Origin of the sequence: Bacillus cereus group sp. RP29 (assembly GCF_040459765.1) — a bacterium.
Lineage (GTDB): Bacteria > Bacillota > Bacilli > Bacillales > Bacillaceae_G > Bacillus_A > Bacillus_A paranthracis.
In genome coordinates this window covers 2,214,459-2,234,083 of record NZ_JARVHN010000001.1, presented here as the reverse complement: position 1 = coordinate 2,234,083, position 19,625 = coordinate 2,214,459, and the positions used below count along the sequence as shown (strand labels likewise).

The window sequence follows — 19,625 nt, the reverse complement described above, 5'->3', positions numbered from 1 at the left end:
GGCTTCTTTTCTCATTATACTACAAAACTATAGTTCTTTTTCGTTCTTATTATCGGAACCCATTTTAAAGTACACTTCTATCTCTAAAAATATACTCCATTCGTAATCAAGCTATAACCTCATATAGACAATACTAACGCTTTCTTATGGAAAATTGAAGTTCCTTTTTCGCCAATTCACAAGACTTACGTTTGTAGTCATTTAAATCTTCAATTCTATTTTCATCAAACATTATAGGGATTGGATATTCATCTTCATCATATTTTTTGTATACTCCAGTTTTCAAACAACTGAATTGATGTAATAAAAATCTATACCAATGTTGTTTAGCCAGATTATATCCTTTTTCAAACCAATATTGATATTGCTCTGCTCCTATTTTCTTTAAATGTTTTGCTAAAAAGTAAATAGCCTCAACATAATAATATTTAATATGTTCTAAATCTTTTATAGCCGATTTAAATAACAAGGTACTTTTCTCAGAATCTTCCATGATAAATGCTTGCATTAATTTCCTCAATCCTAAAGAATACGGATTTGTTACTACTAGCTCCTCAATTTCATCAATTGAAACAGATTCTGTTTTAGCTTTTATGTATGTTGCTTGCATCTTCTCTAAATGGGCTTTTTTAGATAGACTATTAATATATTTATTAATTTCCTCAGTATCTAAATCATCTTCATTCCCCATCAAATCAAAACGCTCAAATGACTCTGATTCACTAATTTTCCGCAAAGCATTGTAATATCCTAATTTAAACAATATACTGGTTACCAATTCTATATTAGAATATCTCCAATTATTTAATAAAATTCTTAGTACTTCAAAATCTTTCCCTTCAAACACATATATAGATGCAGCAAGAAATGCGCTACTTCGCTCCGTAACTAAATCTGAAGTGAATAAATCCGCTAAATTTTCAAACGGAAGTATATTTTCTAAAATATTATATGTTTCATCAAATGAACCTTGATAATATCTTAGTCGGCATACTATCATATCAATTAAAATTCTTTCTTCACTCTTTTCAAAATAATCACTAAGTAACTCGATACTTTCAATTATTTTATTTGATATCTCAACAATTTCATAGTGTAACGAGTTAATATAACCTAGCTTTCTGCTTTTATCTAATTCAAATTTATCAATAAAGCTAATCGTTTTTTGCAAATTATCTACATTTTGATCATAAATTGAAAATGCCTTAGGAGCTTTCAAAGTATTAAGATTAATAATAACATCTAATACAACATCATTATAAAGAAATGCTCGTTTATAATACATACTTTTTTCCTCATTAGGCCTTCTTTCGAAGTGAAACTCCGCAAATCTTCCGATTACAGATTGTAATTTAACTATCGGACCGATTATCTCAACTAATGACTTATCTTCAAGTAATTTTATCTCCTTATATGTCACTTTATTAATATCTTTTTTAAATTCAGGAGAGTTGAAAAAATCACCGAAATTTTCTAAGTGTATTCCATTCGGAAACAGTGATAACATCTCTAATGCTCTTTGTTCTTTTGATGTCAATCGTACATATGAATAATTTATAGATTGAAATAAAGATTCGGTTCTTTCTATGTTTTTATCAGCGTTTTCGGTATAAACATCTTTATATCCCAAATTAGTCGTGTCAAAAAAAGCATTCATTAGTTCACTTTTCAAGCTCATCATTTTCATATTCTTAGGGATATTTTTGGTTATTATTTTTATTGCTAAGGGGTTATTGTTTAATAACTTTTCCAATATTTCTTCTTTCAAAATACTTATATCAATTTCATCCATTCTTACAGGATACAATTTAATAAACAATTCATATGCTTCTTCAGTAGTGAGCGAACGTAACTGGTGCTTTTCTTCAAAATCAACCCCAATCCACTCTCTTGAGGTAACTACGCATTTTGAATAATCACATATAAAATTAACAAGTTCCCTTATTTTATTAACCTCTGGAATATATAACAATGGTTCGAAATTATCTAATATTATTAATTTGTTTAAGCCCCTAGGATTTTTTCTTAAATGCTCTTTAAAATTTAATGACATGTCTAGATCGAAACAACCGGCTACCTTGTGCTCAAACTTTTCATATTCAGTAATATGTTCGCAATCAATAAAATGAATACCATCTTCAAAATAATTCCGTTTCAATAGTTCTAGTGCAACTTTTAATATTATTGTCGTTTTCCCAATTCCACCGGAACCTTTGATTGTTAAGATTCGATTATCTAATTCTACTACCTTTCTTACAAGATCTTCAACATCAGTTATCCTACCAACAAAGTTAATTAAACGCCTTGGATTGATTTCATCAGAAATGACTGTGCTTTTATTTCTAATACCAATTTTCTTCTCTTGTGCTTTCCCATGATCAATTATTTCCAATTTTAACCTTTCCATATTTAAGAATGTATAATTTGTTAATTTGTTAATGTCGCTTTTTTTAAAGGCATTATATATTAATTTTTGCACTTCTTTTTCACTTTTAAATATCCCTTGAACCACAGGGAAATTCAACAATTCCGTTTCACTCTTATTTATACGTTTATCAGTAAATACAAATATACCTTTTACAGAATCCTCCCAAATCATTTCTTCTATCTTTGAAAGTGTTACAAGACTCGTTTTAAAATATGTACTCTCTATAATCACCTTATTTTTCATTACTTTCGAAAAAATAAAAATATAATCGTAATCAATTAAACTATTAAGGCTTTCCTCTGATAAATAGTACTGACTTATCTCTACTTGTAATTTAGAAAAACATTTAATAATCTTCTCTATATCATACCCTAAATCCATGTCTATTGGATCCGCCACTAAAATAGCTATTTTAACCAATTTCTCATCCAAAACTTTACTTGGAATATCTTGAACGACAACACTGGTTGCTATTTCATTAAAAGCTTTTTTTTTTCACAAAGCGCATCTAAAAAACCTGGTAGCTCCTCCCATCCCTCTAGTTTTATTTGGGACACTCCATACTTTTCTAATCCCTTTTCATCCGAGGTAGTTAAAATATAATGTATCTTTCCAAGGCCTTTATATAATGAATTTATGTATTCAAACTGCATTTGCACAAATGGATCTGTCATACTGAATCCTAAAAAGATTATAGTATGATCACTTATTATATTTTTCAATCGTTCTATTGATGGAGAACTTCCATCATATAATTCCTCATAATCATTCTTAAATACAATACAATTCGTAGGATTATCAATGGATCCATGTAATTTAAATATATAACCATCTAACTGTCCCATTTCAGCTAAAAAATATTCATTGGTTTGGTCAAATGATCGAATTTCTGGATTCGCTTCCTCTATTGCTTTATCGTAGTTTGTAGTAATAATTTTCGAGGTAATTTGACCAATTTTCTTATGGTTGTCTAAAAGATTTTTATGATCATTTGTTAATAAAAACGTATCTTTAAGAACATCATATACTATTTTTTTATTTTTTAAATCTGAATTTTTTATCTGTTCCAGAACTTCTATTTCAGGAAAGAATTCTAGTGCGTTCATTAATTTTGTATACTTAGGATCTTCTTTCTCAAGCTTTTCCAAAACCTTAATAACCATCCCTCTCCAATTTGGAAAATTAAGAATTTTAGAAAAACCAGAACCTACAAAAAATACCAACTTATCATTTTTGATTGCTTCATGTATATCACTAGAAATATTCATTTTTTAATCCTCCCATGTCAAATATTACTTTTAAATTATTACACAAAAAACTATTTTATCTATATAAACTAAATTTTTAATTAATACTTTTAACTCCCCAAAAACAATCCGATTAAATACTTCATGTATTTTTTAGATTTTTCTATCCCTTCTATTAACTTTATAAGATAAAGCAACTGTTTTTCGCACTTGAATTTGGATTAAGTCTTAAGAACTAGATAATGAACCTTCCCCCTAAAATTAACATTAATACAAATAACCGCTATCTTAATTTAGATTTTTTCACTTCATTCAGTTTAAAAAACATTTCATTTTCTCTTTCAGTTATACACTATTATTAAATAAAAGAGACAAATTTCCAATTACAAATTTGTCCCTTTTTTTGCATTTATTTAATTGTTAAATTAAATCGGAAGCTCCACCCGAACAGTCGTCCCTTCCCCTTTCGTGCTATAAACTGAAACAGTTCCGTTATGCAGTTCAACAATCTTCTGCACAATCGATAATCCTAAACCGCTACCTTCTACGTTTCTTGCCCTTGCTGTATCCACCTTATAAAAACGATCAAAAATACGATCCATTTCTTCTTTTTCCATGCCGATTCCGTTATCGGATATCGAGATTATAACGCTAGACTCTAACTCTTCGACAAAAAACTCAATGGTCCCACCGTCGTTTGAAAATTTAATGCTATTCGTAAAGATATTACTCCATACTTGATGAAGTAAGTTTTCATCACCTTTTATAGTGATATCTGGCACATCAAATTCAACGGCGATATCTTTCTCACGCCATTTCCATTCGAGCATAAAAATGACGTCTTTAATTTGCTTCTGCAAATTGAATTCTTTTATTTGTAAAACTTTCTCTTCTTTATCTAATGACGCTAGCGTAAGTAACTGTTTACATAAACTAGACATTCGCTTACTTTCGCCCTCAATAATTTGTAAGTAATGGTTTCTTTCTTCCACGCTCATCTTTTCTGTTTGTAATGTCTTCGAAAATCCTTGTATGGAAGAAAGCGGTGACTGGAATTCATGTGAAACGTTCGAAACGAATTCTTGTCTCATTTCATCGAGTTCTTTAATACTTTTCGTCATCTTTTGGAAGCTTGTAGATAACGTTCCTATTTCATCTTTTCGTTTTACATCTAATTCAATTTCATATTCCCCACTCGCAATTTTTTGCGTAGCATTCGTAAATTTACGAATGGGACGAACGATGTAACCTGCTGCAATCGCTATAAAGATAATACTTAATAGTACGATAAACCCAAGTAATACCGCTAAGAAAATTCGCATCTCGCCAAATTGGTTTTGAATGTCAGGACGAATAAATAATGCGTACTGTTTATCACCGTGCTTTACCGGTACACCGACACTATTTATTAATTCATTATCGAAAAAACCAGTAATAAATAGACGAGTCGGATATGTAGAAACACCATTAAACGTTTCCCCTTGCAATACTTTATGAACGGTATCATCACTAATAGACGTCTTACGAAACGCATTGCCGATACGCTTTCCATTCTTTTGATCATCGACAATATAAATTTCATACCCTAGCTTCGCAATAGATTGTAAGTACGCCTCTTGATTTTCTTCGCTTTGCTTTTCATATAACGATTTAACTTCTTCCGCATACTTTAAAATCTTTTCACTATTATACGGTTTTAACTTCACTTGATAATATACGTTCGTTAATAAAAAGCCGATAATACTACTGAGTAGCATAATACCGACCGTCATAAAAACAAATCTAGAGTATAATGATTTCATTTTATTTCAGCTCCAACTTATACCCGAGTCCGCGTACTGTCGTAATTTGAAAATCATCCGTTCGTTTTGAGAAACGATCTCGGAGCCTTTTCACATGAACATCAACTGTTCGTTCATCCCCTTCAAAATCCATTCCCCATACTAGCTCAATTAATTCTTCTCTTGAAAATGTTCTCCCAGGATAACTAGCTAATTGTGATAATAATTCAAATTCCTTTAATGGAAGCAAAATCGTCTGCCCGTTACACTTTACTTCAACACCTTTACGATCAATTGTCGTCCCGTGAAGTGTAATTATGTCCGCACTTAGCATTTGATAACGGCGTAATAAAGCTTTCATACGGAAAATGACTTCAGCTGGTTCAAATGGTTTTACGATATAATCGTCTGTACCAGAAATAAATCCTTTTTCTTTATCGACTAACTGATCCTTTGCTGTTAATAAAATAACAGGAATATCATGATACTTCCGAATTTCTTCACATAACGTATAGCCATCAACGAACGGCATCATAATGTCTACGATCGCAAGATGAATATTTTCCTTCTCTAATACTTCTTGCGCTACCTTTCCATCTTCTGCTTCAAAAACTGTAAACCCCTCTTTTTGTAAATGATAATGTAACAACTCTCTAATATGCTTATCATCATCAGCTAATAAAATATGTATCATCTTCATTAAACCCTCTCTTATTCATCCTTCTACATCAATACATTAAGAAACAATTGGATTTTTTGCAAGAAAAAGAAAAGGATTCCTTAGAAGATACTCTTGTTATCATTGTGGTCAGCTGCTTTATTACTCTTATAACTTGGTGATGTACTCTGGTGTACGAATAAGTGATCTAATACTTTTTTAGTAAGTGGCATAAAGAAATTCAGTAATAGCCCACCTAAACAAACGGTTAATATAGTTCCAATTCCAATTGGTCCATGTAAAATCGTTGCCATTATTAAGAATATAAGGTAAATACATGTTCGCGATATAAAGATATTCGTTCTCGTTAATTCTTGTATGATTAAAGTTAATTGGTCAATTGGAATGGGAGCAAAATTTGTTTGTAAATATATCGCAGTTCCTAATCCTGTAATAACTAAGCCAATTCCAAAATAAATCATTTTACTGTACCATATTTCTGGTGTAATTAAATTGCGTAATAAAAATAGCCACACATCAATACCAATACCCGTGATGAATGCTGTTAACAACCCTATTATCTCTGGTCTATGTCTTTTTAAAATTGAGTTACAACATATTAATAATAAAGCTATTATTATTTCCCAGCTTCCCACAGTAAGTCCCACATTTAAAGAAAGTCCTACTAAAAGTGCATCAAAAGGTGACGTTCCAAGATCTGATTGTATTGTAAAAGAAATACCAAGGGTTAATATTAAAATTCCTAATACATAAAAAATATACTTCATTTTAATCAACCTCTTCATCGTTATTTTTGTTGCATTTACAATAAAAATATTTTATATTAAATGTAACTTCGAATTGTTGCATTTGCAACAAAAATAAAAGATAAGGAGTTCATTATGAAAGAAATTCTTCGTGAAATTGGCATGATTGCAAGGGCGTTAGATTCTATCAGTAATATAGAATTTAAAGAATATGAGCTTACAAAAGGTCAGTATTTGTATCTTGTGCGAATATGTGAAAACCCAGGAATCATTCAAGAAAAGCTATCTGAGATGATAAAAGTAGATCGTACAACTGCAGCCCGGGCTATCAAAAAGCTTGAAATCAATGGATTTATCGAAAAGAAAGAAGATGAATCTAACAAAAAAATTAAAAAACTTTTCCCGACAGAAAAAGGAAAAAATGTTTATCCTTTCATTAAGAGAGAAAATGATTATTCCAATACTGTTGCATTAGAGGGATTTTCGGAAACAGAAGCGGAAACTATTTCTAACCTTCTTCAAAGAGTAAGAAAAAATATAGAAAAAGATTGGGAATTTGTAAAAAAGGGAAATAAGAGAGATTATTGATTATATAAAGGAGCGAACTATTAATATGACTACACATATAGAAAAGTGCACCCTTAAAGATATACACAAACTTCAAGAAATTAGTTATGAAACATTTAATGAAACTTTTAAACATCAAAATTCACCCGAAAATATGCATCATTATTTGGAAAAGGCATTTAACTTAAAGCAATTAGAAAAAGAATTATCCAATAACTCTTCTCAATTCTTTTTTGTCTACTTCAACGATAAAATTGCTGGGTATCTGAAGATCAATACTGATGATGCTCAGTCTGAAGAAATGGGCGATGAATCACTTGAAGTCGAGAGAATTTATATAAAGAGCTCCTTTCAAAAACATGGTCTTGGCAAATATCTACTAAATAACGCTATCGAAATTGCAATAGCAAATAATAAAAAGAATATTTGGCTAGGCGTATGGGAGAAAAATGAAAATGCTATTGCTTTTTATAAAAAATTAGGGTTTGTACAAGCTGGCTCTCACTCCTTTTATATGGGAGATGATGAACAAGTTGACCTTATCATGATTAAAACACTCATATAAATTTTTTGAGAGGTGGGCTATTATGTATATTCCAAAGTATTTTAAAGTCACAAATGTTGATGAAATTTGGGATTTTGTTCAAAAAAACTCTTTTGGAACAATCGTCACAACAAAAAAAGAGAAACCAATCGCAACTCATTTGCCCTTTGGATTAACTAAAAAAGGTGATGACTATTTTATTACCGGACATATGGCTTATGGGAACCCCCAGTGGAGAACATTTGAAACCTGTGAGAATGTTCTTGTAATGTTTCAGGGACCGCACTCTTATATCTCTTCTTCTTGGTATGAAAATGAAGAAGTTCCAACATGGAATTATCAAGCCGTCCATATATATGGTAAAGCAAGTATTTTACATAAAGAGGAATTAATAGATGAATTAACCACAATGCTGAAAAAATATGAAGAGCATCGTGAAAATCCAGTATTATGGGATAAACTTTCCCCCACTCTCTTAGAAAATGAACTGAAGGGCATAGTTGGGTTTAAAATTAAAGTAGGAGACATTCAGGCTGCATATAAATTAAGTCAAAATCGAAATGAGACGGATTATATTAATATTATTGAAAAATTGTACGATGAAGAAAATCCAGATGCAAAACAAATGGCGGAACTCATGGGGAGTAGATTAAACAATCACATATAATCCATTGTAATTCAACTCTCACATTTCAAAATTAAAAAACAGACTGGAGCGCTTTATCGGCCGTTTCCATTAGAACGCAAAAGGTTGAACTAAAAGTGAATGGCGTTTAATTAAAAAAGAATCTATTTTGAAAAAAGATTATTCAAAATAGATTCTCACGTTTTAGTATTAAGATTATTTTAAGCAAAAATAATTTCTAAGCTTTCGAAATATCAACAAACCCTTCTCCGAATACGTCACGAACATCATGTATAGCAATGAACGCAGCTGGATCTGTAGTTTGAACAATCCTCTTTAGCTTCACTACTTCTTGCTTATTAATAACAACGTAAAGAATGTCCTTCGGCGTTTTCGTGTAATAGCCATGACCTGAATACACGGTAACTCCTCTGCCCATTAAGGTTGTTACCTTCCCTGCAATTTCATCTGGTTTATCCGAAATAATCGTAATGGCCTTTTTCGGATTTAAACCTTCAATTACAAATTCCATTACTTTCGTTCCTACATATAACATAATAATTGTCAGCATCAGTTTTTCTGCACCAATGATGAAATAAGATGAAAACGCAACAATTAAATCGAAGAACAGTAGACCATAGCTAATGCTCCATCCTAAATATTTATGCGTCATCCGTGCTAAGATGGTAGTACCTGCTGTCGTTCCACCGACGCGAATGATGAGACCAATCCCGCACCCGATAAATATTCCACCGAAAATGGCATTTACGAGCATTTCATCCGAAGCAATCGTCCATCCTTCTGTTAAATGAAGAAATAGCGAGTTCGTAACTACAGCGATAATCGTATAAATCGTTGTGATTTTATTCAAAAATTTATAGCCGACTATTAATAAGATCGCATTTAAAATTAAGTTGACTAAACCTGGTGACCACTCAAATAAGTAGTACGTAATAATCGTAATACCTGTTACCCCGCCCTCACCAAACTCGTTCGGGATAACAAACAAATTGACACCTAACGCAAAAAGAAATGCACCGATAATAATAAAAATAATGTCTGTCGTTCTTTTTTTCATACAGTACCTCACTTCTTATGTAAATATTTATTCTGTCATAAACTCTCACCATTATATCGTGGAATATTCAAATCGAACAGTGGTTTATTTTTATTTTCATATAGGATGATAAATCAACTTTATTCTATATCCACATGTAATTTTAAAAGGGTAACAACTGTATTTATTATGTACTACAAGTAAAGTTTTGATTTCACATGTTATTCATGCTAAAAACCGAATAGGAACACGTACTCGCATGAACTTCGAGTACAAAACAAATAGGCGAAGCTATAGAATAGGCTTCGCATTAAGCGTTTGATTGTAGAGATTTATATTCATACATTCCAAAATAAATTTACTTATCTTTCTCCATATATTCTTTAATCTTTCGTTCTTCCCACTCTTTTCCGAATATCCCGAATGGAAAAGTTGTCAAACCATGTATAACGATACCAATCCCCCAGCCTGCAAGTGGATATAAAAACCATAATTTACTTGAATCAGAGCTTATATTTATAAAAAAAAGCATTAAGTTAACTAGTATATATAATGCTAAATGAATATAAAACGCTTTTAAATTCTCCACTCTTTTTTTAGCTCGTAAATAATTCTCATCTCGCTCCATATATAAACACCTCTTTCATTATTGTATTTTTAAAATTTACTCCGATTTAAACATCATATTCTAGTCAGGAATACCTTATTCTCAAAAAATACAAAACAAAAAAGTACCTAGCAAATGGTCATGTGTATGACCATTTGCTAGGTACTGAATAATCCATTTATTATTTACAGAAATCTAATTAAGACCAAATCCAAACATCGTCATTATTTTCAACGTTGTTTTTTACTTCATGCACTTTTTCGATATGATCAACTGTGTTCCAATTAATAGAACTTCCACCCCAGCCCACATAATTCATATCAATTTTCACTTTCTCACCCACATGAAATACTTGTCCCTTTGTTAAGAAAACATCAATAATATCTTTCTTCCCGTTTAACGATGGATACCCCACTACGACATATTTAGTAGCACCGTCTGTTCCTACTTTTGATACTTCACCAATTACATAATCAGGTGAGCCATCTTCTTTCATGTGCATGCCTAACTTGTTTGTTGTATTTTCAATTGCAGTTGCAACCATATATTCTGTAAAATTACGCATCATAGATCCAGTAGCTTTAACCTCATCTCCTACTTTCACATTTGAGAAAGTATCCATGTATACACTAACAGGTTCTTCGTATTGCTTAGATTTTACGACAATTACACCGTTATCTACTTCTACTACTCGTCCTTCTAACGTCGAGAAATTCGATTCAATAGAAGCTGCACTCGCTGTTGTTACTTCTAGTCCTGGTAAATTTGTTCCTGATAATGCTGCGATTCCTAAAGCACCTGCTAAAATTAATTTTTTCATACCCATTATGAAACATCTCCATTCATGATGATTTTATATTTGATTGGATACGACCAACCTGTAACTATTATAGTTACAGGTTATAGAAAATAGCAACCCTCTTTCTTATGCAATGTTGCATACTGTGATTTTTAAATATACAGTAAGAGGGCTTTAATTTAATTCAAAGCTAAAATAATCTTATGACCACGGTATAAAGAAATTAAGAACTACTTTCAGTCCTAAGGTTAGCGAATACCTTTATAAAAACTCAATCAAAATTTATTCAACTAGTTGAATAATGAACCATGTCGAATTTTATTTTCATAAAATTCAAATTTCAAGGAGGTTTTACAAAATATTACACAGAATTATTCGTATATCATAATATATTTGGAATTTTTTTACGATTCGTTTCATTTTATCTACCACGTTTAGACAAAATGAAATAAAACAATAAAAAGGAGAGAGATAGATTGAAAAGAAAAATTAGTACAGCTGTTGTAGGGTTATCAGTGTTTAGCTTTGGTCTTTTTGGTGTAAATATTGGGGATGGCGGCGTTGTAAAAGCTGAGCACGGTGAAACTTTTGCTCCGAAATTAGAAAATCATGGTGACTACGGTGGCGCTCCTGCTTTCAATGTTGGGGATACTCCTGCTCCGAAATCAGTAAGCATTGGAGATGGCGGTGGCGCTCCTGCTTATGATCATGGCAGACCTCCTATTTCATCATACAATATAGGGGATACTTGGGCTCCTTCTTATACAAATACTCATGGAGAAGGAATGGCTCCTAAACAAGAGAGTCACGCTGACTTCTTTGCTCCTACGTTAGAAGCGCATGGTAATACTGGCGCTCCTGCTTTAAATGTTGGTGATACGCCGACTCCGAAGCTTGAGGGGCACGAACATTTCCCTGCTCCTAAACAAGAGACACATGCTGATTTAAGCTCAAAATTAGATTCACATGCGGATACTTGGGCTCCTGCATTAAACATTGGTGACACTGGTGGGGCTCCTAAACAAGAAGGACATACACATTTCCCTGCTCCAAAATTTGAAGCTCATGGCAATACTGGCGGTGCTCCTGCTAATTCTGAACATGGTACAGGTTGGTAAGTTAACAAAATTAAAAACAATCTATACTACTGTTCCTATATGTTTACAAGAAAACCATTCGATGTTATGTGGTTTTCAATTCTAAAAAATACACCTATTAACTAGGTGTATTTTATTTTATCTCTCTATCTAATAATTAAAGAATACTCCCCTAAAAACCCCAACAAAAAAAACGAAGAAACTCCCTATACTTCAGACACTTAAAGTACCACGAACGTTACGATTTTTAGTGACACTCCGGATCCAATCCCACTTTCATCTCAAGTGCCTAAAGACGATAGCTTTCTTGTTCAGGAAAAGCTGTAACCTCTCCATTCATGATGATTTTATTTTTGATTGGATACGACGAACCTGTAACTATTACAGTTTCAATTTATAGAAAATAGCAACCATCTTTCTCATACAATGTTACATACTATAATTTTCAAATGCAATTCAACACTAAAACTGAATTCTTGAATCCCAGCAGGTAAACGAATTGATGATGAAGAAACTAATGTCATGCATCATATTTTTCAATACTACAGTTTGATAATCGTAGTCCATTACATTATGTAGGAGCGGAGTTAACATGTTAATAAAACCAAAGAGATTACAGGCAGGAGATGTTGTGGCAACAGTAAGTCCTTCATGGGGAGGAGCAGGTGATCCTGAAATAAGATGGCGATATGAGCAAGGGGTAAAGAGGTTAGAAGAAGTTTTCGGTCTTACGGTTGTTCCCATGCCAAATAGTTTAAAAGGTAGCGAATTCATTTATAACAACCCACAAGCTCGTGCGGAAGATTTAATGACAGCATTTAAAGATACGCGCGTGAAAGCAATTATTGCGAATATTGGCGGTCAAGATAGCATTCGCTTACTTCCTCATATAGATTTTAATGTAATACGTGAAAATCCGAAAATTTTTATGGGATACTCTGACGTTACTATTTCACATTTATTTTGTCATAAAGCAGGTCTTTCCTCTTTATACGGTCCGGCAATTTTGACCGACTTTGCTGAAAATGTAGAGATGGATCCATATACGGTTGAAATGGTAAATCGAACTCTCTTTTCCAATGAAGTGATTGGCGAAATTCAACCAGCTCCTGAATGGACGAGTGAACGTTTAGAATGGATAGAGATAAATAAGGATACAAGACGGACGATGCAGCAAAACAATGGATATGAGGTACTTCAAGGTTCTACTACTGTACAAGGGCGTTTAATTGGCGGATGTATAGAAGTACTGGAATTTGCAAAAGGAACGGAACTTTGGCCTGAGAAAAAACATTGGGAGGATAGCATTCTCTTCTTTGAAACTTCTGAAGATCATCCAGAACCAAGTTATATAAAGTATTGGTTACGAAATTATGCAGCGCAAGGCATTCTGCAAAAAGCAAAAGGCATCATTTTTGGTAAACCAAAAGACGAAATGTATTATGAAGAATATAAACACGAAATACTGCAAGTAATGAAAGAACATAACTTAGAAGATTTGCCGATTCTTTATAATTTTAATTTTGGCCATACTGAACCGAAGTTTATTTTACCTTACGGCGCAATGGCAGAAATTGATTGTGAAAATGTATCTTTTTCTATTTTAGAGAGTGGCGTGGAATGAATAAAATCACTCCTATGAGATATGTCTGTGAATTGGTACTTTTTAAAAGTATATAATTGGAGGGAGATTACGTGTATGGAAGTAACATTTACAGTAAGTAAATGGGATGAAAAACCAATTGATGACACTAGAAAAGATTTTCCTATTAATATTGCTCATGTTGAATATGATATTGATGGGGAATTAAAAGGAAAAGCTTTTGTTGAATACTTATTATATTATTTAGACTCAAATATAAATGATGGTCACTTGGCTACTGCTAAAATTTCTGGTTTTTTACACTTTGAAGGGATTTATAAGGGGCAACAAGGAACATTTACAGCTATAGAGCAAGGTATATTTGATAAAGGAAATTTAGATTCCCCAGGAACAATTATTAAAGCTACCGGTAACTTAGAAAACCTACGAGGATTCTATAATTATCAGTTTACAGGTCAAACTAGTAAACTAATTTTAGAGTTTAAATTTTAGCAAAACATCCTATAAATTAGTGGAAAGGACATTTCTTGTAATACTAGGAATGTCCTTAACTCTTTTAAAATAAGAAAAACCGAAACTAAAATCATTTCGGTTTTTCAAACTAATGAAGTCTATCATTATTTTAAAGAATGTACAAATAACCCACTACGCAGTTTCGGTTCAAACCACGTTGATTTTGGCGGCATAACTTCTCCAGCGTCTGCGATTGCTAATAAAGATTCCATTGATGTCGGATATAATGAGAACGCCGCTTTATATGCACCGCTATTTACAAGGCGTTCTAGTTCTTCTAATCCGCGGATTCCTCCGACAAAGTCGATACGTGAATCAGATCGCGGATCATGTATTTCAAGTACTTGGCTTAATAAGTGATCTTGCAAAATAGATACATCTAAACCTTTCACAAGATCATTCGCATCAAACGTTTCCTCTTTCACTGTGAGCTTATACCACTTCTCGTTCACATACATGCCAAATGTTTTTGGTTCATTTGGTTTATACGGTGAAACAGATGCTTCTTCTACATAAAAGTACTGCGTAATTTGATTTAAAAACTGCTCCTCTGACAAGCCATTTAAATCTTTCACAACTCGGTTATAGTCCCAAATTGATAATTCATCGTGAGGGAATAAAACTGATAGGAAGAAATTAAACTCCTCTTCTCCTGTGTAGTTCGGATATTGTTCTCTTCGCATGAGCCCTACTTTTGCAGCTGATGCCGAGCGGTGATGTCCATCTGCAATATAAAGATTAGGAATATCTTCAAATAAGTTTACTAAACTTGCAATTACTTCTTCATCATCTATTTTCCAAGCAATATGCCTAACGCCGTCTTCCGCTGTAAATATATAGATTGGCGTATGTTCTGCTTTCCAGTTTGCGATGAAACGTTTCACTTCTTCTTTTGTACGATATGTTAAAAAGATAGGACCTGTATTTGCGTCACACACATCTACGTGGCGAATACGATCAAGTTCTTTTTCATGGCGCGTTCTTTCATGTTTTTTAATTGTATCGTCTTCATACTCATCAATAGATGTACAAACGACAAGACCGGACTGCGTTCTTCCTTGCATCGTCAGTTCATAAATATATAGTGCTGGCTCTTCGTCTTGAATGAACACTTCTTCTCGTATCAATCGATTTAAATTTTCACCCGCTTTTTCATATACGCGATCATCGTACGGTGAAAGCGCTGGGTCTAAATCAATTTCTGCTTTATCAACGTGTAAGAAAGAATACGGATTCCCTTTTACAACCTCTCTTGCTTCTTCACTATTTAATACGTCATACGGTAAAGCTGCAACTTGTGCTGCTTTTTCTTCTACTGGACGAATGGCCCGAAACGGTCGGATTTTTGCCACATTCCTCTCTCCTTTACACAATCATTCGAACGGCTACAACACCTGTAATTTTGCTTATATTTTCCACAATGTTCTCTTTTATTATATCATCAATTCCGTTATCAATATCAATCATCGTGTACGCCCAAGAATGTTTACTACGATTAATCATATCCGCAATATTTATATGATGTTCTGCTAAGCATCCTGTAATTTGTCCTACCATATTCGGAACGTTTTGATGCATGATTGTAATACGTTTCTTTCCGATATACGGCAATTCTACGTTTGGATAGTTGACTGAGTTACGAATATTTCCTGTCTCTAAATATTCACGTAATTGACGCGCTGCCATGACCGCACAATTTTCTTCTGATTCAGATGTAGATGCACCAAGGTGTGGCGTCGCAGTTACATTTTTCATCTTTATCACATTTTCATTTGGGAAGTCCGTTACGTAATGCGCAATAATTTCTTCTTCTAACGCTTTTTGAAGAACCTTTTCATCTACAAGTTCACCTCTAGAGAAATTGAATAGACGCATTCCTTTTTTCATCTTCTCTACAGCGTGTTCACCAATAATCCCCTTCGTTTGATTCGTAAGAGGAATATGCAGTGTAATATAATCACACGTTGCAAAAATTTCATCTAAACTAAATGCTCTTTGCACATGTGTAGAAAGGCGCCAAGCTGTTTCAACTGAAATGTAAGGGTCATATCCGACAACGTCCATCCCTAAAGCTAACGCATCGTTCGCAACTAAAGCACCTATTGCACCAAGCCCGATAACTCCTAGACGTTTTCCCGCAATTTCAGATCCAACAAATTGTTTTTTTCCTGATTCAACAAGCTGCGGTACTTCTTCACCTTCTAAATTTTTCGTCCAGCTTACTCCGTTAATAATGTTACGTGAAGACATAATAAGACTGGCGATAATAAGTTCCTTTACTGCATTAGCATTCGCCCCTGGCGTATTAAAGACTACAATCCCTTTTTCTGTACATCGCTCGACAGGAATATTATTTACACCAGCACCAGCTCTCGCAATCGCCTTTAAATCTTTTGAAAATTCTTCTTGATGTAAAGAATAGCTGCGAAGTAAAATACCGTCTGGGTGGTCCATTCTCTCCCCTACTTCATAGCGCTCTCCGCTAAGCACTTGCAAACCTTTTTCTGCAATTTGATTTAACGTTTGAACACGAAACATATCCCCATCTCCCTATCTATTCTCAAGCTCAAATTCCTTCATATAATTTACTAATTGCTGTACGCCGTGTGCTGGCATCGCATTGTAAATACTTGCGCGCATACCACCGACTGAACGATGTCCTTTTAGTGTAACAAGTCCTCGTTCTTTCGCTTTTTGTAAAAACTCACTGTTCAGCTCTTCTGACGGTGTTGTAAACGGAATGTTCATAAGTGATCGATACGTAGGATCAACTGGTGAAGTAAACAATTTTGATTCATCTAAGAAATTGTAAAGAAGTGAAGATTTTATTTTATTTTGTTCTTCAATCGCAGATACTCCACCTTGCTCTTTCAGCCACTCTAGTACAAGTTTCGTTACGTAAATACTAAAGGACGGCGGTGTATTATATAAGGAGTTATTTTTACTGTAAGTTTCATAGTTTAACATCGTAGGACAAGAGCGATCTGCTCCCCCAATTAAATCTCTTTTTATAATTGCAATCGTTAAGCCTGCTGGCCCTAAATTCTTTTGCGCTCCCGCATATATAAGACCAAACTTCGAAACATCATATCGTTCTGATAAAATATTTGAGGACATATCCGCAACGAGCGGTACTTTATCTACATGTGGAATGTCCACATACTTCGTTCCCTCAATTGTATTGTTCGTTGTAATATGTACATAATCTAGTTTTTCATCGCCTAGTAAACCATCCAGTTTAGGAATTGTAGTAAACTTCTCATTTTCAGAAGAAGCAATCACTTGCACTTCTCCTACTTTTTCAGCTTCTTGCATCGCCTTTTTAGACCATGAGCCAGTCAATATATATCCTGCTTTTTTATACGTATTCATTACATTCAGCGGTATCATAGAAAATTGTAATGACGCACCGCCTTGTAAAAACAATATTTCATACTCATCAGGAATGTTCATTAATTCACGAAGTAAGCTACTCGCTTCCTCTATAATACTTTGAAAATAAGAAGATCGATGACTCATTTCCATAATAGACATGCCTGTCCCGTTATAATTTACTAGCTCCTTTTGCACTTTCTCTAAAACTGGCAAAGGGAGTATTGATGGTCCTGCTGAAAAATTATACACTCTTTCCATCACCCGGATGACCTCCCTATTTCTCATTTTGGTATTTTTTAAACTTTCTGAATTATAACCCACAATACAAGACACGGTCAATTTGTTTTCTATTATTACGGCGTAAGACGCAATGGAATCGCTTGCAAGTGCCAATGTTTTTATAAACACATAAAAAAGTGTTAAGTACATAATCGTACTTAACACTCTAGTAATAAAGTATAATTGCTAATTGTCCGTAAAGAACCGATCAAAAATTTGATAAATTGCAGAAAGACCAATGAGCCAATAAATAGTGTCCACAAGCGCCGGCATAGAACCAAACCATTTCTCAACTACATTGTAATCTAACGCTACAAATAACCAATTCAAACCGCCAAGAATCACCAAAATTACTGTAAGGTAAGACAAAAATTTCATTATGATTGCCCCCTAGGTGATAAGATGGTGAAAGGCCTTTCACTAGAAATATATGTGCCAAACTTTAAAACTTACCTATTTTATAAAAATTATTTTCGGTACCAGCCGTTAATAACTGCCGCCGTTTCTTGACTATGTATTTGATACGCATGCGTACTATCATTAGAACCAATAAACCAAATTGAAAAACCTTTAAAATATGGCTTTGGTTCTAATACGTCACGGTAAGCGCGCCATCCGTTTAATTGTACGTCTTTTGAAAACACATTAGAAACATCTGGATTCCACGGATTTTGCAAGCCTAGTTCACGCGCTGGAACGTTAAATCCGCCAAAATAAACCGGTTTTCCTGTTGCTTTATGTAATTGTTCTAGTTGTTGAACAACATTTTGTCCACGGTTATACACTGTCGTCGCAAATAAACTTTGCTTCACTTCTTCGTATGATGGATTTCTTTTTTCCGAAACTTCAAACCAACTATCGATACTAACAATGTCTACCTTCTTTAAATACGGACGATTTATTTTCTCAACAAACTTCGCTTCATATGAAGGATCCCAGCTTGCTGTTAACCACCAATTCATTTGATACAAAACATTTCCTTTATACTGCTGGCGAACAAAATCAATCGTATCGCTCCAATATCCTTCTGCATATTCCATATTCACGAAATTAGAAGCAATCTTGAGCCCGTACACATTGTATTTACTTGTAATCGAGTTAAAGATGTCTTGCAAAATAACCGTTTTCCAATTCCAGAAGAAATCATTAATATTACTTGGATTCCATTCCGTTTCTCCAACATTTCCTTGCTGAATATATGGGAACGGTTCTACTATAACTTGAATATTACGCTTTAATAATTCTTGAATTAAAATAATAGCCTGTTGCTTTTGCGCTTGATTAATTACCATGTTCGTAGAAGTCACATTCGGAATATCTACCTGAATTGGTACATTTACTGTATTTAAATTTAAGCGCTCTACATCAGCTAACACTTTCGCTACATTTCCAACTTCCCATACCGTTACATTTCCTGATTTAATTTTTCCAGATTGAACAGTATTTACATCTGCCTGTACATTTCCTTGAAAACAAAAAGAAAACAGCATAATAAACACTCCTAAAAAACTTATTAAACTCTTATTTTTCTTCACAACTTTCCCCCTGTAATTTTTGGCTTTCTTGATTATTTTATACAACGTTTCATATATATTCCACAAAAAAAACAATAAATTTTTATTGATAAAAATGCTATTCATCCCTTATTCACATTTTATTCACACTGAGTTTCCAAAAA

At 33.4% G+C, this 19,625-nt stretch carries 19 protein-coding genes; 6 read left to right on the top strand and 13 right to left on the bottom strand.

Translation table 11 applies throughout. The features are described 5' to 3' along the window. Positions 1–133 precede the first annotated feature (133 nt). From QCI47_RS11890 to QCI47_RS11870, 5 genes are all read right to left on the bottom strand, one after another. Positions 134–2,860, bottom strand: coding sequence for an NB-ARC domain-containing protein (locus tag QCI47_RS11890; RefSeq protein WP_353811794.1), 2,727 nt, complete (start codon positions 2,858–2,860; stop codon positions 134–136). A gap of 38 nt (positions 2,861–2,898) precedes the next feature. Continuing rightward, positions 2,899–3,696, bottom strand: coding sequence for an SIR2 family protein (locus QCI47_RS11885; protein ID WP_353811793.1), 798 nt, complete (start codon positions 3,694–3,696; stop codon positions 2,899–2,901). 404 nt (positions 3,697–4,100) lie between these two features. Beyond that, positions 4,101–5,477: a sensor histidine kinase gene (locus QCI47_RS11880; RefSeq protein ID WP_309422846.1), complete on the bottom strand. Its 1,377-nt coding sequence runs from the start codon at positions 5,475–5,477 to the stop codon at positions 4,101–4,103. Position 5,478: 1 nt separating this feature from the next. Continuing rightward, entirely contained in the window at positions 5,479–6,156 is a 678-nt protein-coding gene (locus QCI47_RS11875) for a response regulator transcription factor (RefSeq protein WP_000781974.1), read from the bottom strand. An 80-nt stretch (positions 6,157–6,236) separates the two neighbouring features. After that, complete coding sequence (locus QCI47_RS11870; protein ID WP_270722666.1) at positions 6,237–6,902, bottom strand: YczE/YyaS/YitT family protein; 666 nt, start codon at positions 6,900–6,902, stop codon at positions 6,237–6,239. Positions 6,903–7,016: 114 nt separating this feature from the next. Between QCI47_RS11870 and QCI47_RS11865 the strand changes: the two genes are divergently transcribed. The 3 genes from QCI47_RS11865 to paiB are packed head-to-tail and all read left to right on the top strand — an operon-like array spanning position 7,017 to position 8,659. After that, on the top strand, positions 7,017–7,469 hold the full coding sequence (locus QCI47_RS11865) for a MarR family winged helix-turn-helix transcriptional regulator (RefSeq protein WP_000658984.1): 453 nt from the start codon (positions 7,017–7,019) through the stop codon (positions 7,467–7,469). 25 nt (positions 7,470–7,494) lie between these two features. After that, positions 7,495–8,013 carry a spermidine/spermine N(1)-acetyltransferase gene (gene paiA / locus QCI47_RS11860; RefSeq protein WP_000207065.1) on the top strand — a complete coding sequence of 173 codons (519 nt, stop codon included), beginning with the start codon at positions 7,495–7,497 and terminating at the stop codon, positions 8,011–8,013. A 22-nt stretch (positions 8,014–8,035) separates the two neighbouring features. After that, on the top strand, positions 8,036–8,659 hold the full coding sequence (gene paiB / locus QCI47_RS11855) for a protease synthase/sporulation negative transcriptional regulator PaiB (RefSeq protein WP_000275821.1): 624 nt from the start codon (positions 8,036–8,038) through the stop codon (positions 8,657–8,659). Positions 8,660–8,855: 196 nt separating this feature from the next. Here paiB and QCI47_RS11850 read toward each other — a convergent pair whose 3' ends face one another. The 3 genes from QCI47_RS11850 to QCI47_RS11840 form a co-directional block, all read right to left on the bottom strand. Next, entirely contained in the window at positions 8,856–9,695 is an 840-nt protein-coding gene (locus QCI47_RS11850; RefSeq protein WP_000747496.1) for a YitT family protein, read from the bottom strand. 337 nt (positions 9,696–10,032) lie between these two features. Beyond that, positions 10,033–10,302: a 2TM domain-containing protein gene (locus QCI47_RS11845; RefSeq protein ID WP_000438991.1), complete on the bottom strand. Its 270-nt coding sequence runs from the start codon at positions 10,300–10,302 to the stop codon at positions 10,033–10,035. 178 nt (positions 10,303–10,480) lie between these two features. Then, positions 10,481–11,107, bottom strand: coding sequence for a F0F1 ATP synthase subunit alpha (locus tag QCI47_RS11840; protein WP_000525529.1), 627 nt, complete (start codon positions 11,105–11,107; stop codon positions 10,481–10,483). Positions 11,108–11,556: 449 nt separating this feature from the next. Between QCI47_RS11840 and QCI47_RS11835 the strand changes: the two genes are divergently transcribed. From QCI47_RS11835 to QCI47_RS11825, 3 genes are all read left to right on the top strand, one after another. Continuing rightward, positions 11,557–12,198 (top strand): hypothetical protein, encoded by a 642-nt coding sequence (locus QCI47_RS11835; protein WP_000823366.1) that lies wholly within the window; start codon positions 11,557–11,559, stop codon positions 12,196–12,198. 571 nt (positions 12,199–12,769) lie between these two features. Continuing rightward, on the top strand, positions 12,770–13,801 hold the full coding sequence (locus tag QCI47_RS11830; protein WP_074543657.1) for a S66 family peptidase: 1,032 nt from the start codon (positions 12,770–12,772) through the stop codon (positions 13,799–13,801). 75 nt (positions 13,802–13,876) lie between these two features. Then, a complete protein-coding gene (locus QCI47_RS11825) occupies positions 13,877–14,272 on the top strand; it encodes a DUF3224 domain-containing protein (RefSeq protein ID WP_000454104.1) in 396 nt (131 codons plus the stop codon). 125 nt (positions 14,273–14,397) lie between these two features. On the opposite strand, the gene QCI47_RS11820 is transcribed toward QCI47_RS11825, so the two are convergent. The 5 genes from QCI47_RS11820 to QCI47_RS11800 form a co-directional block, all read right to left on the bottom strand. Continuing rightward, positions 14,398–15,645 carry a DUF1015 domain-containing protein gene (locus QCI47_RS11820; RefSeq protein WP_076873577.1) on the bottom strand — a complete coding sequence of 416 codons (1,248 nt, stop codon included), beginning with the start codon at positions 15,643–15,645 and terminating at the stop codon, positions 14,398–14,400. A 13-nt stretch (positions 15,646–15,658) separates the two neighbouring features. Continuing rightward, a complete protein-coding gene (locus tag QCI47_RS11815; RefSeq protein WP_071743215.1) occupies positions 15,659–16,831 on the bottom strand; it encodes a 3-phosphoglycerate dehydrogenase family protein in 1,173 nt (390 codons plus the stop codon). 12 nt (positions 16,832–16,843) lie between these two features. Further along, positions 16,844–17,926, bottom strand: coding sequence for a 3-phosphoserine/phosphohydroxythreonine transaminase (gene serC, locus QCI47_RS11810; RefSeq protein ID WP_270727340.1), 1,083 nt, complete (start codon positions 17,924–17,926; stop codon positions 16,844–16,846). 207 nt (positions 17,927–18,133) lie between these two features. Then, positions 18,134–18,325, bottom strand: a complete 192-nt coding sequence (locus QCI47_RS11805; RefSeq protein WP_000670803.1) for a DUF378 domain-containing protein — start codon at positions 18,323–18,325, stop codon at positions 18,134–18,136. A gap of 89 nt (positions 18,326–18,414) precedes the next feature. Next, positions 18,415–19,482 carry a glycoside hydrolase family 113 gene (locus QCI47_RS11800; RefSeq protein ID WP_000739777.1) on the bottom strand — a complete coding sequence of 356 codons (1,068 nt, stop codon included), beginning with the start codon at positions 19,480–19,482 and terminating at the stop codon, positions 18,415–18,417. Between the last annotated feature and the right edge of the window lie 143 nt (positions 19,483–19,625).